Consider the following 23,428-nt stretch of genomic DNA (forward strand, 5'->3'; position numbering starts at 1 on the left):
CGCAATGGCCCAGGTTCAACGGGCAAGTTCATTCTTGACCGCGTCGGCGATACGCTCCTGGTCCGCTGAGCCCATCTGCGCATAAAGTGGAAGCAGGATCGCGTGATCCTGGGCAAGCTCGGATTGTCGTAGATCATGGCGCGGCTTCGCCTCCGCGTAGGCCGGCTCGCGATGCGAGCACATGATGCCCCTCCGCGTAGCGATGCCCTGGTCGAGCAGCGATTGCATCGTTGCCCGCTGATCCAAGCGATCGGGCAAGCGTACACAGTAGCTCTGCCAATTCGATCGCGCCCACTCCGGTTCGAACGGCAACCGCAGCCCCTCTATATTCCCAATCAATTGATCGTAACGCGATGCCAGCGCGCGCCGGCGCGCAATCAGTTGCGGAAGCCGCTCCAGCTGCTTGCGCCCGATCGCGGCCTGCATATCCGTCATTCGATAGTTGTAGCCGACGAGGACGTACTCTTCGAAAATGACACGCTGCGAGCCGTGACGCACGATATCCGGGACGCTCATCCCGTGTTGACGTAGCAGCCTGAACTTGCGATCGAGCTCGGGATCGGAGGTGGTGAGCATTCCCCCCTCACCTGTTGTGATCACCTTTCGTGGATGAAAGGAGAAGCAGGCAATGTCTCCATGCGGCTTGCCGATCGCTTCCCATTGCCCGTTCATGCAGATCTGCGATCCCGCGGCACAGGCCGCATCCTCGATCAGGGCGATCCCGTGGCGACGCGCCACGGCCACGAGCGCGGCCATGTCGCACGGCATGCCCATCTGATGGACCGCGATGATCGCGCGTGTGCGCTCGGTGATCGCTTCTGCCAGCCGATCGCAATCCAAGTTATATGTCTCGGGCTCGATGTCGACAAAGACGGGGGTGGCGCCCTGATATCGGATCACGTTCGCCGTTGCTATGAAGGAATGGCTGACCGTGATCACCTCATCCCCCCTGCCGACGCCCAGCGCGGCCAAGGCGAGCTGCAGGGCAGTCGTGCAATTCGCAACCGCGCAGGCGTGCTGGGCCCCGACAAGTGCGGCGAACTCCTCCTCAAACGCAGCTACCTGCGGACCTTGCGAGACCCAGCCCGACAGCACGACGGCGCGCGCGGCATCGGCCTCTTCGTCCGCGAGCAGCGGCATAGCGATCGGGATCACGATGCCGCTGCCTGCCGCTGACGGTCCGAAGCGACATCGCGTTCTGATCGCCACCATTTCACGAGGTCGGCGAGCCCCTGCTCGAGCGAGACCGTGGCGCGGAACCCCAGCAGACGCTCCGCTTTTCCCGTCGATGCCAGCCGTCGCGGCACCGGATTGACCGAGCGCTCAGGTGCGAATTCGGGTGTCAAGCCGCGGCGTCCCATCACCGACGCAAGCACAGTAGCCAATTCCGTCAGGCTGGTTTCAGTACCACTTCCGACGTTGAAGACCTCATCGCTAATCTTCGCCCGGGCGGCTAGGATGTTGGCGCGCGCGACATCGCGGACGTGAACGAAATCCATGGTCTGACAGCCGTCACCAAAGATAACGGGAGGTAATCCAGCCTCTAGCCGCTCCATCCAGCGGATCAAGACTTCGGTATACCGTCCGTGGATATCCATCCGGCTGCCATAGACGTTGAAATACCGGAATGCCACGTAATCAAGGCCGCAAACGTCATTGAAGGCGCGCAGCAAGCCTTCGTTGAAGGCCTTGGCTGCTCCATAGAGAGTCCGGTTGTTGTACGGATTCTGCCGCTCGGTTGTCGGAAACTCCTCTGCCATGCCATAGACGGATGCCGAGGACGCTGCGATGATCTTTTCGATGTCGTGCTTGATGCACAGCTCAAGGAGATCATAGGTGGCGTCAACCATGACCTCCTTGGCCAGGCGCGGCTCCGCCGCGCAATGCGTGATGCGCAGCGCGGCCTGGTGAAACACGATGTCAGCAGCCTTCACCAAGGCTTCCATCAACTTGCGATCGCGTATGTCGCCATGAACCAGTCTCACCGGCCCGCGTCCGAGCGCGCGCCGGAGATTTTCCGGTCGGCCTCTTACCATATTATCGAGGGCAACGATCTCAATACACCCCTCATCGCAGAGCAGATCAACAATGTGGGAGCCGATGAATCCTGCTCCGCCGGTGACGAGAACACGCTTCCCCTTAAGCTCAATCAAGACGCCCTCCTGTTGCAGGAACTCGTTAAGACGTTTTGTGAATGCAACGATCGGTCGCTGACGGCCTGGGTGGGTCGCAACGCTCCGGCGTTCCTCAAAGTGGAAACAACTGCAACCGCCCCGTCCGGCAGCAACTCCGGATAGATGGGAAGGGAGAGAAATTCGTTCGCAAGATTCTCAGTTACCGGCAGATCGCCGGCTCGACAACCGAGTTCTGCATAGGCTTTTTGCAGATGCACTGGGATAGGATAGTGAATCCCTGCGCCGATGCCGGCGTCCCGCAATATGGCCAGCGCTTCGTCGCGCCGTTGCAGTCTGACAGAATAGACATGATACACGTGGCGGGAGTGCCGGGGCGGCTGAGGACGCGCGAATGGGAGCTCAGACAGCAGTTCGTTGTATCGTTCTGCCAGCGAGCGGCGGGCCTCGGTCCAGCGCTCGATGTAGTCCATCTTGACATTCAGTACCGCGCTCTGGATCTCATCCATGCGATAATTGTATCCGGCGATGACGTGGTCGTACTTCGCCTCTTGTCCCCAGTCCCGCAGCAGTGACACGCGGCGAGCGAATTCAGGCTGATCAGTTACAACCGCCCCGCCCTCACCGAAGGCCCCGAGATTCTTACCGGGATAAAAGCTGAAGCACCCTAGATCCCCGATCGAACCAGCACGCCGCCCCCGGTATTCGGCGCCGTGTGCCTGCGCGGCGTCCTCGATGACGACCAGACCATAACGCCGCGCGATCGACATTATGGAATCCATCTCGGCCATCAGCCCATGGAGATGAACCGGCAGGATGGCCTTGGTTCGCGGTGTTATCGCAGCCTCGATCAGACCAGGATCCATCGTCCACGTGACCGGGTCAACGTCGACAAAGACGGGTTTGGCGCCGCTGTAGAGAATGGCCGCGGTGGTTGCCACGAACGTCATGGAGACCGTGATCACTTCATCACCCGGTCCAACGCCCGCGGCCAGCAGGGCAAGATGGAGCGCCGACGTCCCACTATTGACCGCAAGGCAATGCGAGGTCCGGCAATATTCCGCAAAGCGGTGCTCGAAGGCCGTCACCTCCGGACCGAGCACGAAGTGTCCGCTGCTGACCACTCTGGCCACCGCGGCATCGATGTCCGGTTTGATTTGACGATATTGGGCTTTCAGATCCAGGAACGGTATCAAATTGAACACCTTGGATTTGGCTGGCAATATTTAATGCTAGCTCGCATTATAATATTAAATCAAGAGATATTTTAAGAAAATAAATAGCCTTTAATTTGTAACTCTAGAGGCCTCGCTGCTGAAGGCACGATCTGCAGGAGCGCTATTTTCGGCTGCAGACATAATTCGAGCTGGAATCCCCGCAACAGTGGCACCCGCGGGGACGTCCTTCGTCACAACCGACCCCGCGCCAATTAGCGCCCCCGCACCGATTGTCACTCCACATAAGATGGTAGCGTTGGAACCGATGGAAGCCCCCCGACCGACGTGAGTGCGCTGCAACGTCCAGTCCGAGGCTTGTTGAGGACGGCCATCCACCGCCGTCGCCCTCGGATGCTTGTCATTTGTAAACATCACGCCATGGCCGATGAATACCTCGTCCTCGATCGTTACGCCCTCGCAGATGAAGCTGTGCGAGGATAGCTTGCATCGCGCACCTATCTTCGCTCCCGCCTGAACCTCGACGAACGTTCCGATCCTGCTCTCGTCACCAACAATGCAGCCATACAGATTGACCAGCTCCGGATGAAGAATGCGAACATCGCGACCAAGTACAACGTCGTCTTTGATGGGCATGTCCGAACTCCGAATGATTTGGCCGAAGCCGCTATGGCGCCGTCCGCGGACGCCATAGCCCCGGCGCCCTTCTCGCTAGGCCGGTTGCGGCATAGCGAACCTGATGCAAAAGGGGGTGCCCGGTCACCGTTAGCCCCAGCCACCAACAAAGCAGGGCGACAACAAAGGCTAATCCCAGGCCCGCAAGCGACGAAAGTCTTTGCATGTCCGTCAGTGCGGCACAGATCGATACACCACCAATCACGAGAGCCGTTACAGCTCCGCTTCTGAAGAGGCTGCGTACCAATTCGCCGGGCCGAATACGAAGGTGCCGCCTAAGAAAATGAAACGCCACCGCAGCTTGAAACGGCAAGGTCACTAGCGCGGACGCCGCAACGGCGTGCACGCCCAGAAATGATGCGCCGAAGATGACCAGAAGCGAGGGGGGCAACGAAATCAGGGATGAGATCAGCGCATCCTGCACCCTTCCGAGCGCAACAAAGACCGGATAGGTCAGGCAGGCGGCAAAAAGTGCGAGGTTGCCAATGCAGAGCAGCTGCACGAGCGGGACGATCTCCAGCCAGTTCGGACCGAGCCAGATCAGAATGATTGGCCGGGCCATGATCGCCATAAACGCCAAGAACGGCCACTGCACGGCGGAGAGCATCTGAATGGCCTCCAGATAGCCAGCCTTGAGATCGCCCCCAGCCTTATGTCGCGCGACAACCGCGGGCATCACGACCGGACTTATGACTTGCGTGACCAGCTTGTCGAATATTTGCGTCGATGCGGTTGCTCGGCTGTAGAGTCCGACGGCCGTGAAGTCGAGCACTCTTGCCAGAAACAGCTGCGGTGCCAAGCCATAGAACACGTTTACAACACTCACCGCGCCCGAGTAGAGGCCGAACCCGACGATCTCCCGGCAGTCCACCAAGGACGGACGCATTGCGCCAAAGTCGTTCCGCAAGATGAGCAGCATCACGGCCAGCACGGCGTTGCCGGCCACCGCTCCCCAGAGCGGGGCCATGTAGCTGAATTGGGCCATCGCGAGAGCGACCGAAACGACCGCGATCGTCGCACCTGCCACAAAGTTGCAGATTGCGAGTGTTCCAAATTGCATCTCGCGACGGAACAAGGCGGCCATGGTTCCAGAAAACGGCAGCAATAGAAAGTTAAGGGCGGCAATTTCGATACCGTAGCGGAGGCGGTCCAGCTCGAAGAGACGTGAGATGGGCTGCGCAAACACGAACAGAACGAAGGCGGTGGCCACCGAGATCATGAGGGTAATCGTGAACGTGGTCTGCACGCTTGCCCGCGACAACTCGCGTTTCTGAATCAAATAGCTTGCGCCTGCAAACTCCTGGAAGCAGGCGGCAATGATGGATGTGATCGCGTTCACCACGGCATAGATGCCAAACTCCTCCGGCGACAGCAAACGGGCCAGCACGGCGGTCGCGAAAAAGACCACCAGCAGGCCGGTGTAACGGTCGAGCGCGGAGAACAGGATCGAGCGCTGCACGGACCTCGTTGCACTGTCTGCCATGTCGACTGGGTCCGCTAGGTCGCCGCACGCCTCATGCTATCGCTCTTGGGCGCTGCCAGATCCCATAGGGCTCTCGCAGCAATACCGGCGCCCCCTGCTTTGCGATCGAGCACGATGCCGCTTCCAGGACTTCGATCACGCGGAGCCCGGAGATACCACTGGAAATCGGCTGACCGCCGGTGCGCACGCAATCCACAAAATGCTCCACCTCCGTCTGCAGCGCTTCCGTTGGCGCAATATGCGGAGCCCACATGTCGCCGGCGCGGTACCCGATCCGGAATTGATGCGCATCCTCGGGAGGACCATCGAGTGTGATGCCCTTGTCATAGACCTTGATCTTCTCGGTCGGCTCGAGATCATCGTAGACAATCATCTTTCTGCTGCCGCCGATGAACGTTTGACGCACCTTAACGGGTGAGAGCCAATTGACGCTGACGTGAGCGACGCACGCGTCGGCAAAGAACAAAGTGATGTGCGCCATGTTCTCTGGCGAGCCGACGACGTGGCACGAACCGGTTGCCGAGACGGCGATCGGTTCCTTATCGAGGATATGGTGGATAATCGAGATATCGTGCACCGCCAGATCCCAGATCACATTTACGTCCTTTTGAAACAGCCCGAGACTCGCGCGCGTGCTGTCGTAGTAGTAGATGTCGCCGAGTTCCCGGCTCTGCAGGAGCTCTCGGATCCTCTGGACCGCGGGCGTATAGAGAAAGGTGTGATCGACCATGAGCGTCAATCCGCGCCGGTCCGCCTCCTCGATCAAGCGCGTGACGAGCTCAGCGCTCGTCGCAAGCGGCTTTTCGACCAGCACATGCTTTCCGGCTCTCAACGCCGCGAGTGCCAGCTCGTAGTGGGTATGCACCGGCGTTGCGATAGCGATGGCGTCGATGCTGGTGTCATTCAGCAAATCATCGTAGCGACTGGTCGTTTCCACCGCCGGGTAAAGCTGCTTTACGGCGCCGAGCCTTCCTGAGCTCAGGTCGCTCACGCTGACGACGCGGGTGGCGGGATTGAGCGCGAAATTGCGAACGATATTGGGACCCCAATAACCGTAGCCCACGACGCCGATTCCCAGTTGACTGTCTCGCATGCTAACCTCGATGCACCCAGAGAATACGCTTCAATCCTTCCGCCACGGACGATCAGACCAAGTCGGTCGCTACGTCCGTGCCGGCATGTCCTGCCAAATGCCCCGCGTGTCTATGACGTCGAGATGTCGACGCTCTGACAGGGGTACCATCTTAAACTCGTCGTGGTCGACGAGGAGAACTGCGATTTCGCAGCTGCGCAGCGCTTCATCGATGTTCACAAAGGCGACACGATGATCGGCCAACTGTGGCGGCAGACGGCGAAGGTTCGGCTCAACGACCTTGACTCGTTCTCCGTACTTTGCCGCGAGATGCGTGGCTATTTCCATGGCGGGACTTTCGCGCAAATCGTCGACATTGGCCTTGAAGGTCAATCCACAACAGGCGATGTTTGCATAGGGGTGATCGTCGATCAGCGCCTCGGTACGTTCGATGATCTTCTGCGTCTTGGTGTTGTTGACTTCGCGGCTGGTTCGCATCACCCGGGCGAGATCTGGCGCGGAGTCGATGATGAACCAGGGATCGACTGCAATGCAGTGCCCGCCCACTCCCGGTCCTGGCCGCAAGACGTTGACGCGGGGGTGGCGGTTCGCGATATCGATCACTTCCCAGACATTGATGTCGAACCTGTCGCAGATCAGCGAGAGTTCGTTCGCAAAGGCTATGTTGGTATCGCGGAAGGCGTTTTCCGTCAGCTTGACCAACTCGGCTGTGCGCGCCGTCGTCCCGACGCAGGCCCCGCGAACGAACATCTTGTAGAAGCGTTGAGCAAGACGCGTACAAGTTGGCGTGATGCCCCCAATGCATCTGTCATTGTTGATGAGCTCGGTGAGGATCCGCCCCGGTAACACGCGTTCCGGGCAGTAGGCGACGTAAATCGCCCCGTCTTCCTTGCCGTTGACTCCGATGTGCAAATCGGGCCTGCGGTCAATGATCCGCTTTGCGATTGCCTCGGTAGTCCCGATCGGCGACGTCGATTCGAGGATGACGAGATTACCTGGCGCAAGAATATCGACGATTTGGTCGACCGCCGCATGCACGCTCGACAAGTCCGGACGGTTCTCGCGATCGATCGGCGTCGGCACCGCGATGATGAAGACGTCGGCCGCCTGCGGCTTGGTGGATGTCGTCAGGGCCCCGCTCGACACGACCTTGGAAACGAGACCATCGAGATCGGGCTCGGCGATGTGAATTCTTCCGGATGCAACCGTATCGACGATGCGCTCATTGGTGTCGATCCCGACCACCAGCATTCCTCGGCTTGCAATGAGGGCCGCCGTCGGTAGCCCGATATAACCGAGTCCAACGACATTGATCTTCTGGAACTCAGGCATTGAGAAGCACCTTTACGATACGCTCGCTCGCGTGCCCGTCACCGAATGGGTTGTGCGAACGAGCCATGGCCGCATAAGTCTCGTCGTCGTCGAGCAGGCGAAATGTCTCGGCAACGATTTTGTCGTAGTTCGCACCGACGAGACGCGCCGTTCCGGCTTCCACCCCCTCAGGGCGCTCGGTCGTATCCCGCATCACCAGGACTGGTTTCCCGAAAGTGGGGGCCTCCTCCTGGACGCCGCCTGAATCCGTCAAGACCAGATGCGACAACGAGAGAAGGCTCACGAAATCCGTGTATTCCTGGGGGGAAATGAGAACGACCCTCGGGTGATCCGACAACCGGGACGCAAACAGGTCGCGGACATTCGGATTCGGATGCACGGGGAGCACCACGGCAACGTCTTCCCTGCGCAGGATGGTTTCCAAGGCGTTGACGATGTTGATGACGCCGCCTCCGAAATTCTCCCGCCGGTGGCAAGTCACCAGGATGATACGCCGGTTGCCGTGGCGCTTCTTGATGCTGTCCCAGCGGCCCGAGAGCCCCGGATCGGATTCGACCATGGCTTTTGCGAGGATGAGGGCGTCCACCACCGTGTTTCCGGTGACGTGGATTTGATCGTCCGAGACGTTTTCGGAGCGAAGCGCACGCGCCGCGCGCTCTGTTGGGGCAAAGTGCTGATCGGCGATTGAGCCGACAATCTTGCGGTTCACCTCCTCCGGCCAAGGAGAATAGATGTCCCCACTGCGCAGTCCGGCCTCGATGTGAGAGACCGGTATCCGGTGGTAATAGGACGCAAGTGCGCCAGCCATGGCAGTCGCTGTGTCGCCTTGGACGATAACCCTGGTAGGCTTCACCTTCTCGAGGAGCTCACCGACTTCCGCGAGCAGCCGTGAGGTTAGATGATCCAGCGACTGATTGGCCGTCATGACGTTCAGATCAAAATCCGGAACCACTTTGGCGAGCTTGAGTACCTGGTCAAGCAACTGTCGATGCTGTGCCGTCGCGCAGATCGTCAAGGAAATGTCCTTGCGATTCTCGGCCTTGAGCCGGTTGATGACCGGAAAGAGCTTGATCGCTTCGGGCCGAGTCCCCAGGAGGACAAAGAAATGCTTGTGCACGCTCACCCTCCGATCCGGCTCGGGCCCCGAGGGGCGGAGCTCGGCCCAAGCGTATGCTGAACCGCCTGCTTGACGAGTGCCTGCGCCAGGATGCCCGCAAACAGCGTGTTCGTCGTGGCATATCGCCACCACATCCGCCCGGGTTCTTGATAGACTCGGTACAGCCATTCGAGGCCCAGCCTCTGAATCGGTGCAGGAGCGCGTCGAACGGTACCTGCAAGAACATCGAACGCGCCGCCCACACCCATGATGAAGGGTACGCCGAGACCATCACGGTGAGCCGCCAGGAAGCGCTCCTTCCGCGGTGTCGGCATGCCGATGAAGAGACAATCGGCCCCGCTGGACCGAATGTCCCGAACGACATCGCTCTCCTGCTCGGGTTTGAAGTAGCCGTCATGCCAGCCCGCGAAGACGAGTGAGGGATGCTTCTCGCGCGCGCGCTGCATTGCCAGATGCAGTACGGCCTGGGTGGCCCCCAGGAAATAAGGCTTGAAGCCTTCCCGCGCACATACTGCGAGCAATTCGACCAGGAGATCGACGCCAGCGACTCGCGACCTCGCCGGAAGCCCCACTGCCCGGGCGCCCCAGAGAATCCCCATGCCGTCTATGCCGACAATGTCACTGTTGGCGACATCGGCCGCGAGCACGGGATCGGTTCGCATCTTGACGAATTTGGCGACGTTCAGCGCAACATGCTGCACTCGGCGGCGGCTGCGCATGGCGCTGCACGCCAACTCTAGGGTCTCCGCCATTGTCAGCAGGTCGATGGGGCACGTCAGGAACGATGCACGCATTTGAATCGACCTCCAAAATGCAACTTGGTTTAAGTTCAATTTAAGAATATAATAACGATAATAAATAGCAAATATTTAAATGCAAGGATTAAATGTGTGCGTCCAATCGACGGTTTAAGCGCCACCGCGCTGGCGGATACGCAACGCGCCGACGGAGATTAAATAGGTGAGATGAAATGATTTCGGTAATTATTCCCCACCTCAACCAGCCGGAGGCTCTGGAAGCCTGCTTGCAGAGCCTCGATGCACAGACCCTGTCCCGGGACCTGTTCGAAGTCATCGTGGTGGACAACGGCTCGGCAATGCCCCCGGTGGACGTCGTTGCCGGCCATCCCGATGCGAGGTTGATGTACGAACCGCATCCCGGTCCCGGTCCGGCGCGAAACGCGGGCGCGGCCTACGCGCGAGGCGATATTCTCGCCTTCATGGATGCGGACTGCTGGGCTCATCCGGGCTGGCTGACCGCGATACACGACGCCTTCCAGCAAGTCAGGCCGGCGACGATCCTTGGCGGAGAGGTCCGCATCTGGTCCGCCGTCGAAGGATCTTTCACCGCGATCGAAGCCTACGAAAGCGTTTTCGGCTTTCGCAATCGATTGTACGTCACCAAGCACGGCTACTCGGTCACGGCAAATCTCGCGGTCCGTCGCGGCGACTTCGCAAGGGTCGGACCTTTCCCCGGCATTCAGTTCGCGGAAGACATGCAATGGGGACAAATGGCCCTCCGTGCCGGTTGCGAATTTCGCTACGTCCCTGCAATGGTCGTATTCCATCCCGCGCGGCGCTCGCTTCGGGAGCTGTATGCAAAGTGGGACCGGCAAATCACGCACTACCGCAACATGGCACAGGGCGCGCGCGGCTGGCAGCTACGCTGGTTTGCCACGGCCCTACTTGTCCTCGTATCCCCCGCGGCCGGCGCGTTCACCGTTATGACGAGCCGGCGCCTTCATGGGATACGCGCCCGCCTCAAGGCGATCGCCGTTCTCTGCGCGGTTCGAAGCCATCGCACGGCCAAGATGCTGGCCTTGCTTCGGAAAGAGGGCGCGGTCGTCTGGAATCGCTGACTGATTCGGCTTCCGTTGCGCTACGACTAGTCACCGGGCAGGTGCGATGGCTGTTCGAAAGCAGCGTTGTGGCTAAGACCCCGCAAATCGGCACGCTGACCGAATGACCACAAGATCCAGCCGAGTTCGTAGCTGCGGCATTCGAGTCGAATTGTCACGTCGGCACTGTCGACCAACGCCTTCCCCTTTTCGAGCCAAGTGTTTCTGAGCGCGCGCAATATCCGCGGAGCCCTGGTCTTCAGTTCATGCTCGCGAACCTGCGAGCGGATTGTCAGGCTGAGTTCCGGCACGAGCATGGATCTGCACAACTGGTTGTGGCCAAGCACCCAGTTGAATCCTTTCACCAAGGCATCCCGCGCTCCCCGCCGTCCGAAGCGCTCGGCCCACTCCAGCAGCGCCGGAGCCATTCCATACTGATGGACCGAATAGACCTCGTAAAAGTCGAGAACGCGGCCACTCACCGCATCGAAGAACCACGGCCACTCACCCTGAGGTCCCTGAAGCGCGATCAAATTGCCCACGCAGGCGTCGGCCATGACGAGTGCGGATACGTCCCCGGTGAATTCTCCGTACTGATAGCAGGCGATCGAAAGATAGGTCTGCGTCGCAAATGATGCAAAGCGGCGACGGAAGCCGGACGGCGCATCGAAAAACAATCCGGACTGGCTACGGAAACGCTCCTTCAGGAAACGATAGAGCTGGCCGGCGAAGCCCAGCCACTCCCTCTCGCCTGCCCTGGCCTGCGCGATGACTCCCGTGAGCAGCATGCCGAGGTCCTGGGCTCGAAACGCTGACCATTGCGACTCATCCGAAAGAATGGCTTTCAGCTCGAACCTGACCTGCTCCGGGATGGGAAGGTGAAGCTCGGCGGCGGCCCACAACGCCATACCGAACGCATACTTGCGGACAGGAAGGGCGGTCAGACTCATGGCATTCCGTTGAAAGATCTCTGAGAGATCGATGTCAGCCGGAAGTTCCGCGACTCGTGACATCCCGAGCAAGACATTGAGGGTGTAGAACACGTCGCTATGGGCCATCGATTCGTTCGGCGACGCCCGCCCGTCGAGGTGATAAATATGCGACCAACGGCGCTCTCTCGGCAACCAACAGCGTTCCAGCCCCCTGAGCGCATAGTTCACCAGTGGCGAGTTTGGCGACAGTTCCTTCGCTGCAACGGGCACCACGAGCTTCACACTAGAATTCGGGCTGATCATCATCGATGTGTACCATGGTAAATCCGGTTCAGTACTCCCGGATGCTTTCATCCAAGCCGCGAAGCAGGGGATAGAGGAAATATGAAATCACCCTGCGTTGTCCGACCTTCATCTCGGCGGTGACCGCCATACCGGGCATCAACCGAACCCTTTCGGACGGCAGCCGAAGGTGCGTGTCTCGCAGATCGATCAGTACGCGGTAATAGGGAGCTGACGAACGGCGCGCACCTTCGGCCTTCGCGTCTGGCGAAAATGAGTCCCGGCTAATGACGCCGACCTCGCCAGCCGCAGTGCCGTATTTCTGGAATGGAAATGCCTCGAACTTGACCCGCACGGTCTGCCCGACCGTGACCTGCCCGATATCCCTGCCCTCGACGTTGACCTCCGCGCGAAGCGTCTCGTCTCGCGGGACCAGCACAAACAACGTCTCGGCCTCGCGGACCACAGAACCCACCGTCCGACTGGCGATGTCGAGTACCACCGCATCCGCCGGTGCATGCAGCACGATCAGTTGCCGACGGAGCTCCGCCTTTTTGAGCTCTTCGGCGGTGCCATCGCGCTTTGGCAACGCCTCGACAAGTTCCTGATATGCAGCTCGACGAAACTCGGCGGCGAACACCTTCTGGTCTGCACGGGCCTTGTCCAGACGATGCGTGTTGTCGACGATGCTGCCACGAACCCGCGCCAGGCTGCTTTCGACGTCCAACCGCGCATCGCGTGACAGGAGGAAGTTCAGTCTTGAACCGACCTCCTTGGCCATCAACGCGTTTCGCATGGCTTCGATGGACTGCATCGTGTCCAGCCGCTCGGCCAGGACTCCTTCCTCGTTCTGAGCCGTTTTTAGATTGGCCTGTGCCGACGCAATCTGCGCGTCATAGTTCTGGATCTGAAGGTCGTAAGTCGCCCTCCTCTGGAGAAATACCCTTCTCTGCAGAGCCTGGTCGTCGTTCGCCGTCGCCTCCACTCGATACTCAGTGCCGTCCAACTCGGCCCGCAGCCGATCGATGGTGGCGTCGAGACCCGCTAGGCGCCCGCGCAGTTGGGCAAGATCGGCCTGAGAGAACGTTGGGTCGAGGACCGCAAGCACGTCGCCGCGATTGACGAAATCGCCAGCCTTGACCGGAATCTCCCGAATGACCGACGTTTCCAGCGGCTGTACAACCAGGTTGGGATTCGTCGTGATCAACTTACCCTGCGCAGTCACAATCATGTCAACGCGAGATACGCAGGCGAATGTGATCGCCGCAGCGATCAGGGCGACGACACAATAGAGCGTGACCCGTCCCAGACGCGGTGGCGTCAATTGCTCGATCTCGGCTGCGTCCGACTGAAATTGCCCGACAACGCGAGACCAAGTCGGCGTAGAGCTCAAGAACCGGCGTCTCGCCCGTCGATCGGACGGAGGCCCGGATCTGCGCAAGGCTGTTTCAGACCTGGTCTTTTCAGCCGCGGTCATGCCACCTGTCTCGTCTGCTGGTTCCAGAGATGCCGGTAGAAGGTGCATTTCGACAGCAGCGCGTCATGATGATCCACATCGACGATCCGTCCACGGTCGATCACCAGAATCTGGCTTGCGTCCGACAGCATCGAAAGCCGGTGGGATACGATGATGACGGTTCGCCCCTCCGCGATACGCCGCAGATTGCGCCGAATGATCATCTCGCTCTCGGAATCCAGCGCGCTCGTGGCTTCATCGAGAATGAGGATACGCGGGTTGACGATCAAAGCCCGCGCGATAGCAAGCCGCTGCTTCTGCCCGCCGGACAGGTTTGATGCCTCTTCCTCGAGCACGGTATCGAACCCCCTCGGCAGCCGCTCGATGAACTCGTCGGCGCCGGCTAGCTGGGCCGCGTGGACGATCTCCTCGAACGTGGCGTCGCGCCTCACGCAGGCGATATTCTCTCGCACGGTGCCCCGGAACAGGAAATTGTCCTGGAGCACGAGCCCGAGATTCCGCCGCAGATGGGCGAGGTCGACTTCCCGCGAATCGTGACCGTCAATGCGCACCATTCCTTGCTGCACCGGATACATTCCCGCGATGAGCCGCGTCAGCGTCGTCTTGCCCGAACCGCTCCGGCCGACAATTCCGAAGATTGAGCCGGGGGGAATCGAGAACGAAACGTCGTCCAGCGCCGGCGTTCCCTCGCCGTATCGAAACGTGACGTTTTCAAACCCGATGTGCCCGGCGAAGTCGGGCCGCAAGCCGTCGCGACGGCCGTCTCGTTCCAGCTCACTATTCATCACCTCGCCGAGCATCTTTACGGCCAGCGCAATCTCTTGATATTCGTGCACCATGGTCACCATCTGCACCAGCGGTCCCGAAACGCGTCCCGCCAGCATGTTGAAGGCGACGAGTGCGCCGATCGTCATCTCGCCGCTGAAGACGTCGAGCGCGCCGAGGGCCACGATGCCGAGCGTCATCATCTTCTCAAGGAAGCCGGTCAGCGCCTGAGCGCCTGCCGAGATCTTTTCGACGCCGAATCGCATCGAGACCGATTGCGCACAGCGATCGTCCCACGACCTGTTCTGGCTTGGCTCCATGGCCAGCGACTTCACCGTGCGCATTCCGTGCACGGTCTCGACCATCAAGGCCTGCCGACTGGCCTCGGCCTGATACAGTTGGTAGAGCCGTCGCCGGAACGGCGCCATCAAGATGGCAATCACACTGGCACTAGCGGCCGTGAAGGCTAGAACAACGCATGTCAGTTTGATGCTGTAGAGCGCGAGGATCGGCAGGATGACCACCAGCGACAACGCGTCCAAGGCGGTCAGAAACAGTCGGCCGGTCAGAAACTCGCGGATTCGCCCGGCTTGCTGCATGTGCTTCACCAAGACGCCGGCCGAGATGCGCTCGAAGAAGCTTATCGGGAGTCCCAAGAGATGCCGAAACGTCCTGGTCGCGACCCGGATGTCGATCTTGTTCGTGGCATAGAGCAGCAGATAGCGTCGCAAGAAGCTGAAGATGGCGTCGAAGCAGAGCGCAAGGATCGCGCCGGCCGAGAGAACGTAGAGTGTCGTGAGGCTCTCGTGGACAAGAACCTTGTCGATGACGAGCTGAAAGAAGATCGGAAGCGCCAGCCCCAGCGCATAGAGGAACACCGCAGCAATTGCGACGTCGAAAAAGAGCCGCCACTCCCGCAGCATTTCGGGTATGAACCAGCGCAGCCCAAAGGGCCTCTGGCCCCGCGGCGAAGCGATCTCGCGCTTGAACAGAACGACATTTCCGGACCAATTTGCGCAAAAGCGATCCGTATCGACGAGCAGGTGCTCCCCGTTCCGCTCGGCCAACGGATCGAACACCGTTACCGCCTCGCATTCCGGCTCGGCTCCGACCACAACAACCCAATTCAGGTTCGAGAGCTGAACAAGAGCCGGATAGGCTTCGCCGAGCTGGCATATGGCCTTCCAATCGAGCTGCGCCGTGCAGGCGCGAAGGCCCGCGTCATGAGCCATGCGCAGCAGGAGATCGGTCGAGATGCCGCTTTCGTCGACCGCATAGGCGTGCCGCAACCGATCGGGCGGCAGATCGATTCCGTGATGGGAAGCGATCCTTGATAGGCATTCGAGGGCGGTTTGCGCAACCCGACCCGGCCCGTCCTCCGACGACGGCGGTTCTGGTTCGAGCCTCTCGACTTCAACGGAAGTTGGCTGAAACATTGGAAGTTCGTGGATTGTCCGAAACTGACGAAGCAGGCTCGACCCGCGCGCTCGCCTGCGGTGCGGCGACCGGCGTCCTCGGGCGAGAGCGCTGGACGACGCCGGCGTCGACCAGCCCCTGGAGCGCGTTCTGCATCACCTCCACAGAGTTCGCGAACGAATCCGCGGAAAAGATCAGCCTTTGCCGAAAGACCTTCTTGGGCGCATTGTTGGCATCACGCTCCGTGGGCGAGAGACTGACCAGGTCCACCCGCACGATCGACCCGCCAATTGTGACCTCGTCAATCCCGTCTGTGTAGAGCTCTGTATGCATCGGTCCTCTCCTTTACGTCGGTTGAGATGAATGGCTTGCTCTGCGCGTGTCATTGGGGCGCATTGCTATGACGCAAAGGCAATGATGCAGATGAATGCCTTCGGAGCGATTTGATGGAATACGGGCGGCGTTGTAGGAGGCGTCCGGACGAAACGGCTCCAGGATCTGGAGGCCCGCCTCGGCGTACATGCGGCGAATGGCTCCCTCTTCGTAGGCGATTGACGCTTCCGGCTGATCATCGTCTTTCACGCGATACTCTCCGTGATCGAACTTCCAGCTATGCTCCACGCTGCCGGTCGTCTGGGTCAGTTCGAGCGTGCGCTTGTTGTAGACCAGCCAGGTCGCCACCAGCCGGCCGCCAGGCCTTAGAACCCGCGCGGTCTGCTCCAGGTAATTGCAGGCTCCGCCGGGCAAGATGTGCGTGAAGATTGACCCGGCGTAAGCGAAATCAAATCGCTCATCTTGGTAAGGAAAACAATATCGGTCCACCGATACCTGCTCGTTCGGGCTCCATCGCGTTGCGACCCTCGCGAGCTGGAACTGGAAGTTGGGCCGCCGAGTGCTGATCTTGCTACGACACCAATCAACCAACTCTTCCTTGATATCGAAGCCATCGTAGCTTCCCCTCCCGTTCAGATAGCGGGTGAGCGGGATAGCCAAGCGGCCAACGCCACACGCAATGTCGAGAACGCGATGCGACGGCCGCAGGCCGGCCATCTCAACGAAAAACTCCAATTGGTCACGTCCGGTATCGTGAAAATCAAACCATGTCGGCGAGATCCAGCCACGCAGGCGCCGCGGCGGCAGCCCGGCCACGGCATAAGAGAGCCGGTCGTACGCGGCACGCAGCACATTCCGTACGGGTTGCGGTGTGACGCGTCGCGCGAGCGTAACGGGCGACGCGATCGTTCGCGATAGGCTCGACATGATCTCCCTTTCTTGTCTATGCAGCTCTATGCAGCGAGCTGCGGCCTGAAGAGTACGTCGACCGCATAGCTGGTCGCGCCGAAGCTGTTGGTCGGAAATAGGCTGCCGGATCCATACGCGTAGACTCCGTTGCCTCCGCTCGACGACGATGACGGAGCCGTTAGTGGTCCGTTCGTCACCGCATTGGCAAACAGGTTTGGATCATCCGAATAGTTGCCCGCAGTGTGGTAGGAGGCGACATAGGTCGTCCCTGCCGTGATCGTAACCGGTGTCGCGAAGTTCACCTGTTGCCAGCCGCTCGCCGTCTCGTTGGTGAACGTGGCAGTGGCCAGCAGGGCCCCTGTGGTGGTCCAGAGATCGGCGACATGCTGACCCGTGTTGGATGGCCCCTTGTAGAAGCGCAGGCCGACAATGTCGCCCGACACGGACGCCTGGAACTTCATGCCAAGCTCGACCGAATTCGGATCATTAACCGTCACGACGCTGGGCGTTGGATTGGAGCTGAACAGGCTTACGGTGGTTGCCGACGGCGCATGAACGGTCACGCTCGCACTAGCGCTTGCTGAACCGCCCCTCCCGTCGGAAACGGCGTAGTTGAATGATGCCGGCCCGGTATACCCGTCGGCGGGAGTGAACGTCACCGTGTTGTTCTGGGCACTGAAACTGACGGTGCCGCTGACAGCCCCGCTGACGCCCGTGATTGTCAGCGCGTCCCCATTCGGATCGGTATCGTTTGCGAGAAGGGCCGAACCGGAAATACTGAGCGGCACGTTTTGGGTGGCGTTGAAGCCACTGTCGTTATTGGCGATCGGAGGCTGGTTCGTGCCACCAGCGGCATTGCTGAACAAGACATCGACCCAATAATTGGTCGCCCCGAACGTGCTGGTCGGAAACAAATTTCCCGTTCCGTAGGTGTAGACACCATTGGTGCTCGCGAAGGCCGTGAGCGGGCCACTCGTTCGCGCGGTGGTGAAATAGTTCGGCGTATCGGCGTAGTGGCTGTTGCTGTGGAAGCTCGCGACGTAGGTGGCTCCGGCCGCGATCGATACCGGGCTACTGAATGTTAGGGTCTGCCAGCCGCTGCTGCTCTCGTTGGAGAAGGTCGCGCTGGCGAGCAGCGTTCCCGTACTGCTCCACAGTGATCCGGTGTGAGTGCCTGTGTCGTTCGGACTCTTATAGTACTTGATGCCGGTAATCGTGCCGGCAGCCGAGGACGTAAATCGGACACCAAGATTGACCTGAGATGTGTCGGACGTCGACAGCACCGAAGGCGTGTCGGAAGCGGAGAACAGGCTGATGGAGGTCGCGCCCACCGCTATATTGAACGTTTCGCTGACCGTGAGACCACCGGGATCCGTCGCGACGGTCTTCAGGCTGAGCGTGCCGATGTCGGCGGAGGTCGGCGTGCCACTGAAAGTCCGTGTCGAGCCGTCGAAAGCCAACCAGGCAGGAAGCGCCGAGCCGTCGGCGGCAGTTGCCGTGTAGGTGAGTGTGTCGCCGGCATCGACGTCGGTGAAGGTGCCTGCCGGCAGCGTCAGCGAGAACGCCGAGCCCACCGTTGCGGTCTGGCTGCCGGTCTGGATCGCAAGTACCGGCGCATCATTTGCTCCATGAATGGTGATCGTGAGCGTTGTCGAGGATGTCGCGCCGGCGGCATCACGCATTGTATAATTGAAGACGTCCGTCAGCGTGTTGGACGCAAGCCGCAGGGCCTGCACGGCCGCATCCGTCTCATTGACTGTATAGGTGAAGGCGCCTGACGCGTTGAGCACGAGACTTCCATGAGCGCCGTTCAGAGCGGCGCCGAGCGTGCCGGAGGTCGAACCGAAGCTGACCGCAGTCACGGTCTTGGTGTCGCCGGCATCTGGATCGGTGTCGTTGGTCAGCACGTTTCCTGCGGCGGACGCCCCCCCGGTGCTGTTGTTGACACCACCTTTCTCGGTCGCGTCGCCCGCGTCGGCAGTCGCTGTCGGCGGCGTGTTCGGGGTCGTCGTTACGGTGATATTGAACGTTTCGCTTGCAGCAAGGCTACCGAGATCGGTCGCGGTCGTCTTCACGCTTAGCGTACCAACATCGGCCGACGACGGAGTACCGCTGAAAGTCCGGGTTGATGGGGCAAAAGTGAGCCAGGCAGGAAGTGCGGAGCCGCTGGCTGTCGTCGCAGCGTAGGTGAGCGAATCGCCGGAATCGACGTCGGTGAAGGTGCCTGCCGGCAGCGTCAGCGAGAACGCCGAACCCACCGTTGCGGTCTGGCTGCCGGTCTGGATCGCAAGCACCGGCGCATCATCTGCGCCATGAATGGTGATCGTGAGCGTTGTCGAGGATGTCGCGCCGGCGGCATCACGCATTGTATAATTAAAGACGTCCGTCAGCGTGTTGGACGCAAGCCGCAGGGCCTGCACGGCCGCATCCGTCTCATTGACCGTGTAGGTGAAGGCGCCTGACGCGTTGAGCACGAGACTTCCATGAGCGCCGTTCAGAGCGGCGCCGAGCGTGCCGGAGGTCGAACCGAAGCTGACCGCAGTCACGGTCTTGGTGTCGCCGGCATCTGGATCAGTGTCGTTGGTCAGCACGTTTCCCGCGGCGGACGACCCCCCGGTGCTGTTGTTGACACCGCCTTTCTCGGTCGCGTCGCCCGCGTCGGCAACCGCTGTCGGCGGCGTGTTGGTACTCGCCGATCCGTTGAAAATTACGTCGACATAATAATTCGTTGCCTTGAAGACGTTCGATGGAAATACGGCTCCGGCTCCGTACGCATACACGCCATTTCCCGTGGCGGCAGCGCTCAGCTGGCCATTGGAGATCGAGGTGGTGAAATAGTTCTGAGTGTCTGAATAATTGCCGTTGGTGTGATAGGAAGCGACATACGTCGTGCCCGCGGTAATGGATATCGGGCTCGAGAAATTAACCTGCTGCCAACCGCTAGCGGTCTCACTCGCGAAGGTCGCGGTGCCGAGCAGCGTTCCAGTCGAACTCCAGAGATGCGCGACGTGGGTACCTGTGTTGAGCGAGCCCTTGTAGAAGCGCAGCCCCGTTATAGTCCCGTTGGCCGATGCGCTGAACTTGAGGCCCACCTCGACCGAGCTTGTGTCGCCGGAGTTGGCAACGCTTGGCGTGTCATTGGTGCCGAACAGGCTCTGGGCGGATAGCGGATAGTTGACATTGAGGAAGACCTGGCCCGTTCCGCTGGCGCCCGAGGCGTCCGTGATCGTATACGCGAATTGCGCCGCTCCCGCGTAATTAACGGCTGGATTGAATGTCACCGTCTGGGTTTGGACATTGTAACTTACGGAGCCGTTAACCGGATTACTTACGCCACTGATCGAAAAGGACAGACCGGACGGATCCGTATCATTGGCGAGCAGTTCCGATGCCGCGATATTCAGCACACCGTTCTGCGTGACCTTGAAGCCGCTATCGTTGTTGGCCTGCGGCAGCTGGCTGGAATCCTTGAAGACAACATCGACCCAGTAATTGTCAGCATCCGTCATCGAGATATTGGAGGGGAAGAGCGGTCCCGGGCCATAAGCGTAGACGCCGTTCAGGCCGCCACCTGTCGCCGTCAACGAGCCGCTGGTGTGACCTGGATTGTCGAAATAGAAATCGGTCGTGGAATAGTGGCCGGTGTTGGTATGATAGGAGGCGATGTAGGTCACCCCGGCCTGTATATGGACCGGCGTCGTGAAGTTGACTTGTTGCCAGCCGCTTGCGGTTTCGTTGGTGAATGTTGCGCTGGCGAGCAGCGTCCCGGTCGACGTCCAGAGATCGCCGAGATGCGTTCCCGTGTTTTGAGTGCTCTTATAGAAGCGGATGCCTGTGATATCGCCGGAGGCTGCTGAAACGAACTTGAGCCCCAACTCCACGGCGGCGTTGTCCGGAGTGTTGACGACCGCCGGCGTGTCCGTGGCACTGAAGATCGTCAAATTCGAAGAAGGCGTTACCGTGTAAGCAACGCCCGTGCCTGGGACTTCTAGGTTCAAACTGTCGTCGACGGCCCTGCTCCGGATCTTCAACTGTCCCGGCGCGCCTGCGGCAAACGTATAAGTCCAGGTGACATTGGACGCTCCCACGGTGCTGTTGGCCGGATGCCAGGTGCTGCCGCCGTCGGATGATACTTCAACACCACCGATGACCCCGCCGGCGTCGCTTGCCGCTCCAGTCACGGTGATAGACTGGCCCTCCACAACGCTTGTGGCGGAGAGATTGGTAATCGTGGAGGTCGGATTCGTGTGGTCGGTCGATTGGGTGGCAATCACCAGGCTGGCCTGCAGCGTCGCAGGCTGAACGCCCATGTCAGCGAACAGGTTGACCATGGCCTGTTGGACATTCCGATCAGTCGGCGTTTGTGGGGCTATGTTGTACTGGTCATGGTCCGATGCAAGACCCCAGGACCAGAACACGGTGCCCGCGCCGAAAACAAGGGCACCACTCACGGGATCCCGAAACTCTACGAGACCGTGGGTGGCTGTACCGTTGCCCGTGGTGTTGCCGTAATCGAGCAAGTACTTCGTGGTTTGCAGCGTGGTCGAGGAGACACTCACCAGACCGGCCGGGCGAAATCCATTATCCGGTGATGCGTCCCATTCATAGCCGAGCAGGTTCGGCGTCAGCGACGCAGTCTGGCCTTGCGCGGTCCCAGCAATCGGCGCGTTGCGCCAAAGCCTCAACTGCGTCATTCCATACGGGATCCTGATCGTGCCGTAGGAATCTCCGTCGACCTGGAAGACCGTTCCGGTCAGTGCGTTAGAGGGGATGCCCGACATGCCTCCGGTCGACGCAAAGCGGGCGTCCATAAACGTTCCTGTCGCAGTCCCTGTCGGGTCGATCAATTGGTTGGCATGGGTGTCCTTGTACGAGATCAAAGTCCGATTGGCCGTGTGACTGGCATCAATGCTGGCTGACAGCCTGGTCTGCCAATACACTTCGTTGCCGCTCAGAAAAGTCAGATTGACGCCGGCATGGCCGGCCGCTTGGACGTTGGCGAACTGGCTGTCGGTCCAGTACTCATCGTGACCCACATCCATATAGATTTGATGATTGAGCAGCAGCGATCCGTTTGTGGCCGCATCGATGCCCGAAATGTAAGAAACGTCGTATCCGTTCTGCTCGAGCCAATAGATTGCCGGATATTCGGCCGAAAATACCATGTCGTTGGAAGAGCTCGAGAGTCCGCCGTCGCGCGTGGTAATGGGACGATTGTAGCTCACGGCGTAGGCGGAGCCGTTCACGCCAGGTCCGTTGCCGGTGTAGAGATTGGCTCCGCCCCAAGGGTTATAGGCCTGCCAGGTCTGATCGGCGGTCTGAAACACGATCGCGCTTTGTGACGCATCATTGCGGACCACGAATGGAATTTGGAACACCTGCGTTCCGTCGATGACGTTGGCGATGTACACGCCAGAGACCGCGTCGGCCGGAACGTTCCAGGAGTCGGTCACGCTCCAATTGCCGGCATCGACCAGGCCGGTCGAGCTGTCTTTCAACGGCGCCGGTTGCACGACGGAGGTTGCAGCTTGATGCTGCACCGTCGTGATCAGCCTGGCGCCGTTGCCTCCGTAGTAACCAAGCCGGTAGACATCGATGTGATAGTTCGGCGTGCCCGTCTGGTTGTTGATCTTGAATTGGACGGACCCGCCGACATTAGTGCTTATCGCCGTCGTGAACCCTTGGATTTTGGTCGAATTTTCGCCAACATCGATCTGCCAGATGTTCGGCGATGTGCCTTGCTTCTGATTTTCCAGAACGATCGGGTTCGTAACTGGATCTGCAACGGCTGTGCCGCCCTGCCCATCACTTGCAAAGGTCCAGTTCGAGTCCTGGCCGGAGAACAGCAGGGTGACGTTGCCAGCTCCATTGCTGAAATCGACCGTGCTGATGTTTGAGCTCCGGTCGTAATGGACGGATGCTGACATCGTCGACGTGAAGGCGAGATCCCTGAGGTCTATCAGATTACCGGCTGAAAGCGGCCGATCCGGCGACGAACTTCCGATCAGGCCATGGAATTGGGCAGAGCGATCGAGAACCAGGGTGCCGACGTCCGTCTCGAAGGAGACGGTTATTCCAGAGAATGAACCGTTGACGAGTTGCCCGGAGACCGCCCCTCTGATCTCGAGAACTGATCTGTCGGCAATCGTGAAGTGTCCCGCTCCCCGAACCTCGCCTTTGAAGTCCGCTGCAACACTTCTTTCCCCGCTGGACCGTTCGAGCTTTATGCTGCCATTGTTGACAGTGTCACCTTCAACTACAAAGGAAGACTCTCGTCCGAGCGCAATAGCCGCGCCCGCATCAACGGTCAGGCTGCCGACGTCAACATTGACCCTGGTTGTGACGACATAAGATCCCGGGGCGTCGATGAAGGCGCCGGACACGGCGTCCGGCATGCCGCGGCTCCAGTTCGCAGCGACGTTCCAATAGCCGCCGCTCGAACTGATCCAATGCGTCGCATCGGTCCTGGA

Annotated in this window: 16 protein-coding genes; 1 reads left to right on the forward strand and 15 read right to left on the reverse strand. The window is 60.0% G+C overall.

Annotated features, from left to right (window positions below; all coding sequences use genetic code 11):
- Positions 1-15: 15 nt before the first annotated feature.
- From RPS27_RS27840 to RPS27_RS27880, 9 genes are all read right to left on the reverse strand, one after another.
- Positions 16-1,212 carry a DegT/DnrJ/EryC1/StrS aminotransferase family protein gene (locus tag RPS27_RS27840; RefSeq protein ID WP_212068552.1) on the reverse strand — a complete coding sequence of 399 codons (1,197 nt, stop codon included), beginning with the start codon at positions 1,210-1,212 and terminating at the stop codon, positions 16-18.
- Positions 1,152-2,153 carry an NAD-dependent epimerase/dehydratase family protein gene (locus RPS27_RS27845; protein ID WP_194402577.1) on the reverse strand — a complete coding sequence of 334 codons (1,002 nt, stop codon included), beginning with the start codon at positions 2,151-2,153 and terminating at the stop codon, positions 1,152-1,154. Before RPS27_RS27845 ends, RPS27_RS27840 begins: the two co-directional genes overlap by 61 nt.
- A complete protein-coding gene (locus RPS27_RS27850) occupies positions 2,150-3,328 on the reverse strand; it encodes a DegT/DnrJ/EryC1/StrS family aminotransferase (RefSeq protein ID WP_212068564.1) in 1,179 nt (392 codons plus the stop codon). The genes RPS27_RS27845 and RPS27_RS27850 overlap by 4 nt, the downstream gene beginning before the upstream one ends.
- A gap of 90 nt (positions 3,329-3,418) precedes the next feature.
- Positions 3,419-3,943, reverse strand: a complete 525-nt coding sequence (locus tag RPS27_RS27855; RefSeq protein ID WP_313754726.1) for an acyltransferase — start codon at positions 3,941-3,943, stop codon at positions 3,419-3,421.
- 31 nt (positions 3,944-3,974) lie between these two features.
- Positions 3,975-5,465: an oligosaccharide flippase family protein gene (locus RPS27_RS27860; protein ID WP_313754727.1), complete on the reverse strand. Its 1,491-nt coding sequence runs from the start codon at positions 5,463-5,465 to the stop codon at positions 3,975-3,977.
- Between the two features lie 31 nt (positions 5,466-5,496).
- Positions 5,497-6,558 carry a Gfo/Idh/MocA family protein gene (locus RPS27_RS27865; RefSeq protein WP_212068549.1) on the reverse strand — a complete coding sequence of 354 codons (1,062 nt, stop codon included), beginning with the start codon at positions 6,556-6,558 and terminating at the stop codon, positions 5,497-5,499.
- A 69-nt stretch (positions 6,559-6,627) separates the two neighbouring features.
- A complete protein-coding gene (gene wecC, locus RPS27_RS27870) occupies positions 6,628-7,890 on the reverse strand; it encodes a UDP-N-acetyl-D-mannosamine dehydrogenase (RefSeq protein ID WP_212068548.1) in 1,263 nt (420 codons plus the stop codon).
- Positions 7,883-9,007 (reverse strand): non-hydrolyzing UDP-N-acetylglucosamine 2-epimerase, encoded by a 1,125-nt coding sequence (gene wecB, locus RPS27_RS27875; protein ID WP_212068547.1) that lies wholly within the window; start codon positions 9,005-9,007, stop codon positions 7,883-7,885. The genes wecC and wecB overlap by 8 nt, the downstream gene beginning before the upstream one ends.
- Before the next feature lie 2 nt (positions 9,008-9,009).
- A complete protein-coding gene (locus RPS27_RS27880) occupies positions 9,010-9,801 on the reverse strand; it encodes a WecB/TagA/CpsF family glycosyltransferase (RefSeq protein WP_211419288.1) in 792 nt (263 codons plus the stop codon).
- A 176-nt stretch (positions 9,802-9,977) separates the two neighbouring features.
- Here RPS27_RS27880 and RPS27_RS27885 point away from each other — a divergent pair, with 176 nt between their 5' ends.
- On the forward strand, positions 9,978-10,865 hold the full coding sequence (locus tag RPS27_RS27885; protein WP_212068546.1) for a glycosyltransferase family 2 protein: 888 nt from the start codon (positions 9,978-9,980) through the stop codon (positions 10,863-10,865).
- Positions 10,866-10,891: 26 nt separating this feature from the next.
- On the opposite strand, the gene RPS27_RS27890 is transcribed toward RPS27_RS27885, so the two are convergent.
- Genes RPS27_RS27890 through RPS27_RS27915 form a run of 6 tightly spaced genes read right to left on the reverse strand, consistent with a single transcriptional unit; the run spans position 10,892 to position 23,353 of the window.
- Positions 10,892-12,058 (reverse strand): hypothetical protein, encoded by a 1,167-nt coding sequence (locus tag RPS27_RS27890; protein WP_313754728.1) that lies wholly within the window; start codon positions 12,056-12,058, stop codon positions 10,892-10,894.
- Positions 12,059-12,107: 49 nt separating this feature from the next.
- Positions 12,108-13,535 (reverse strand): HlyD family type I secretion periplasmic adaptor subunit, encoded by a 1,428-nt coding sequence (locus tag RPS27_RS27895; RefSeq protein WP_212068545.1) that lies wholly within the window; start codon positions 13,533-13,535, stop codon positions 12,108-12,110.
- The gene (locus RPS27_RS27900; RefSeq protein WP_211419285.1) at positions 13,532-15,736 is read right to left on the reverse strand and encodes a peptidase domain-containing ABC transporter; all 2,205 of its coding nucleotides are present in this window, start codon (positions 15,734-15,736) and stop codon (positions 13,532-13,534) included. The genes RPS27_RS27895 and RPS27_RS27900 overlap by 4 nt, the downstream gene beginning before the upstream one ends.
- A complete protein-coding gene (locus RPS27_RS27905) occupies positions 15,714-16,049 on the reverse strand; it encodes a hypothetical protein (RefSeq protein WP_212068544.1) in 336 nt (111 codons plus the stop codon). The genes RPS27_RS27900 and RPS27_RS27905 overlap by 23 nt, the downstream gene beginning before the upstream one ends.
- 12 nt (positions 16,050-16,061) lie before the next feature.
- The gene (locus RPS27_RS27910; RefSeq protein WP_211419283.1) at positions 16,062-16,976 is read right to left on the reverse strand and encodes a class I SAM-dependent methyltransferase; all 915 of its coding nucleotides are present in this window, start codon (positions 16,974-16,976) and stop codon (positions 16,062-16,064) included.
- 26 nt (positions 16,977-17,002) lie between these two features.
- Positions 17,003-23,353, reverse strand: a complete 6,351-nt coding sequence (locus RPS27_RS27915) for a DUF4082 domain-containing protein (protein ID WP_313754729.1) — start codon at positions 23,351-23,353, stop codon at positions 17,003-17,005.
- Positions 23,354-23,428 lie beyond the last annotated feature (75 nt).

This window comes from Bradyrhizobium sp. WYCCWR 12699 (assembly GCF_032144035.1).
Lineage (GTDB): Bacteria > Pseudomonadota > Alphaproteobacteria > Rhizobiales > Xanthobacteraceae > Bradyrhizobium.

What these genes read in the sequence shown, in the direction of transcription:
- RPS27_RS27910 (WP_211419283.1), bottom strand. Translation starts at nt 16,976, where the DNA reads ATGTCGAGCCTATCGCGAACGATCGCGTCGCCCGTTACGCTCGCGCGA.
- RPS27_RS27865 (WP_212068549.1), bottom strand. Translation starts at nt 6,558, where the DNA reads ATGCGAGACAGTCAACTGGGAATCGGCGTCGTGGGCTACGGTTATTGG.
- RPS27_RS27855 (WP_313754726.1), bottom strand. Translation starts at nt 3,943, where the DNA reads ATGCCCATCAAAGACGACGTTGTACTTGGTCGCGATGTTCGCATTCTT.
- RPS27_RS27915 (WP_313754729.1), bottom strand. Translation starts at nt 23,353, where the DNA reads ATGCCGGACGCCGTGTCCGGCGCCTTCATCGACGCCCCGGGATCTTAT.
- RPS27_RS27900 (WP_211419285.1), bottom strand. Translation starts at nt 15,736, where the DNA reads ATGTTTCAGCCAACTTCCGTTGAAGTCGAGAGGCTCGAACCAGAACCG.
- RPS27_RS27895 (WP_212068545.1), bottom strand. Translation starts at nt 13,535, where the DNA reads ATGACCGCGGCTGAAAAGACCAGGTCTGAAACAGCCTTGCGCAGATCC.
- RPS27_RS27840 (WP_212068552.1), bottom strand. Translation starts at nt 1,212, where the DNA reads ATGGTGGCGATCAGAACGCGATGTCGCTTCGGACCGTCAGCGGCAGGC.
- RPS27_RS27860 (WP_313754727.1), bottom strand. Translation starts at nt 5,465, where the DNA reads ATGGCAGACAGTGCAACGAGGTCCGTGCAGCGCTCGATCCTGTTCTCC.
- RPS27_RS27905 (WP_212068544.1), bottom strand. Translation starts at nt 16,049, where the DNA reads ATGCATACAGAGCTCTACACAGACGGGATTGACGAGGTCACAATTGGC.
- wecC (WP_212068548.1), bottom strand. Translation starts at nt 7,890, where the DNA reads ATGCCTGAGTTCCAGAAGATCAATGTCGTTGGACTCGGTTATATCGGG.
- RPS27_RS27885 (WP_212068546.1), top strand. Translation starts at nt 9,978, where the DNA reads ATGATTTCGGTAATTATTCCCCACCTCAACCAGCCGGAGGCTCTGGAA.
- RPS27_RS27880 (WP_211419288.1), bottom strand. Translation starts at nt 9,801, where the DNA reads ATGCGTGCATCGTTCCTGACGTGCCCCATCGACCTGCTGACAATGGCG.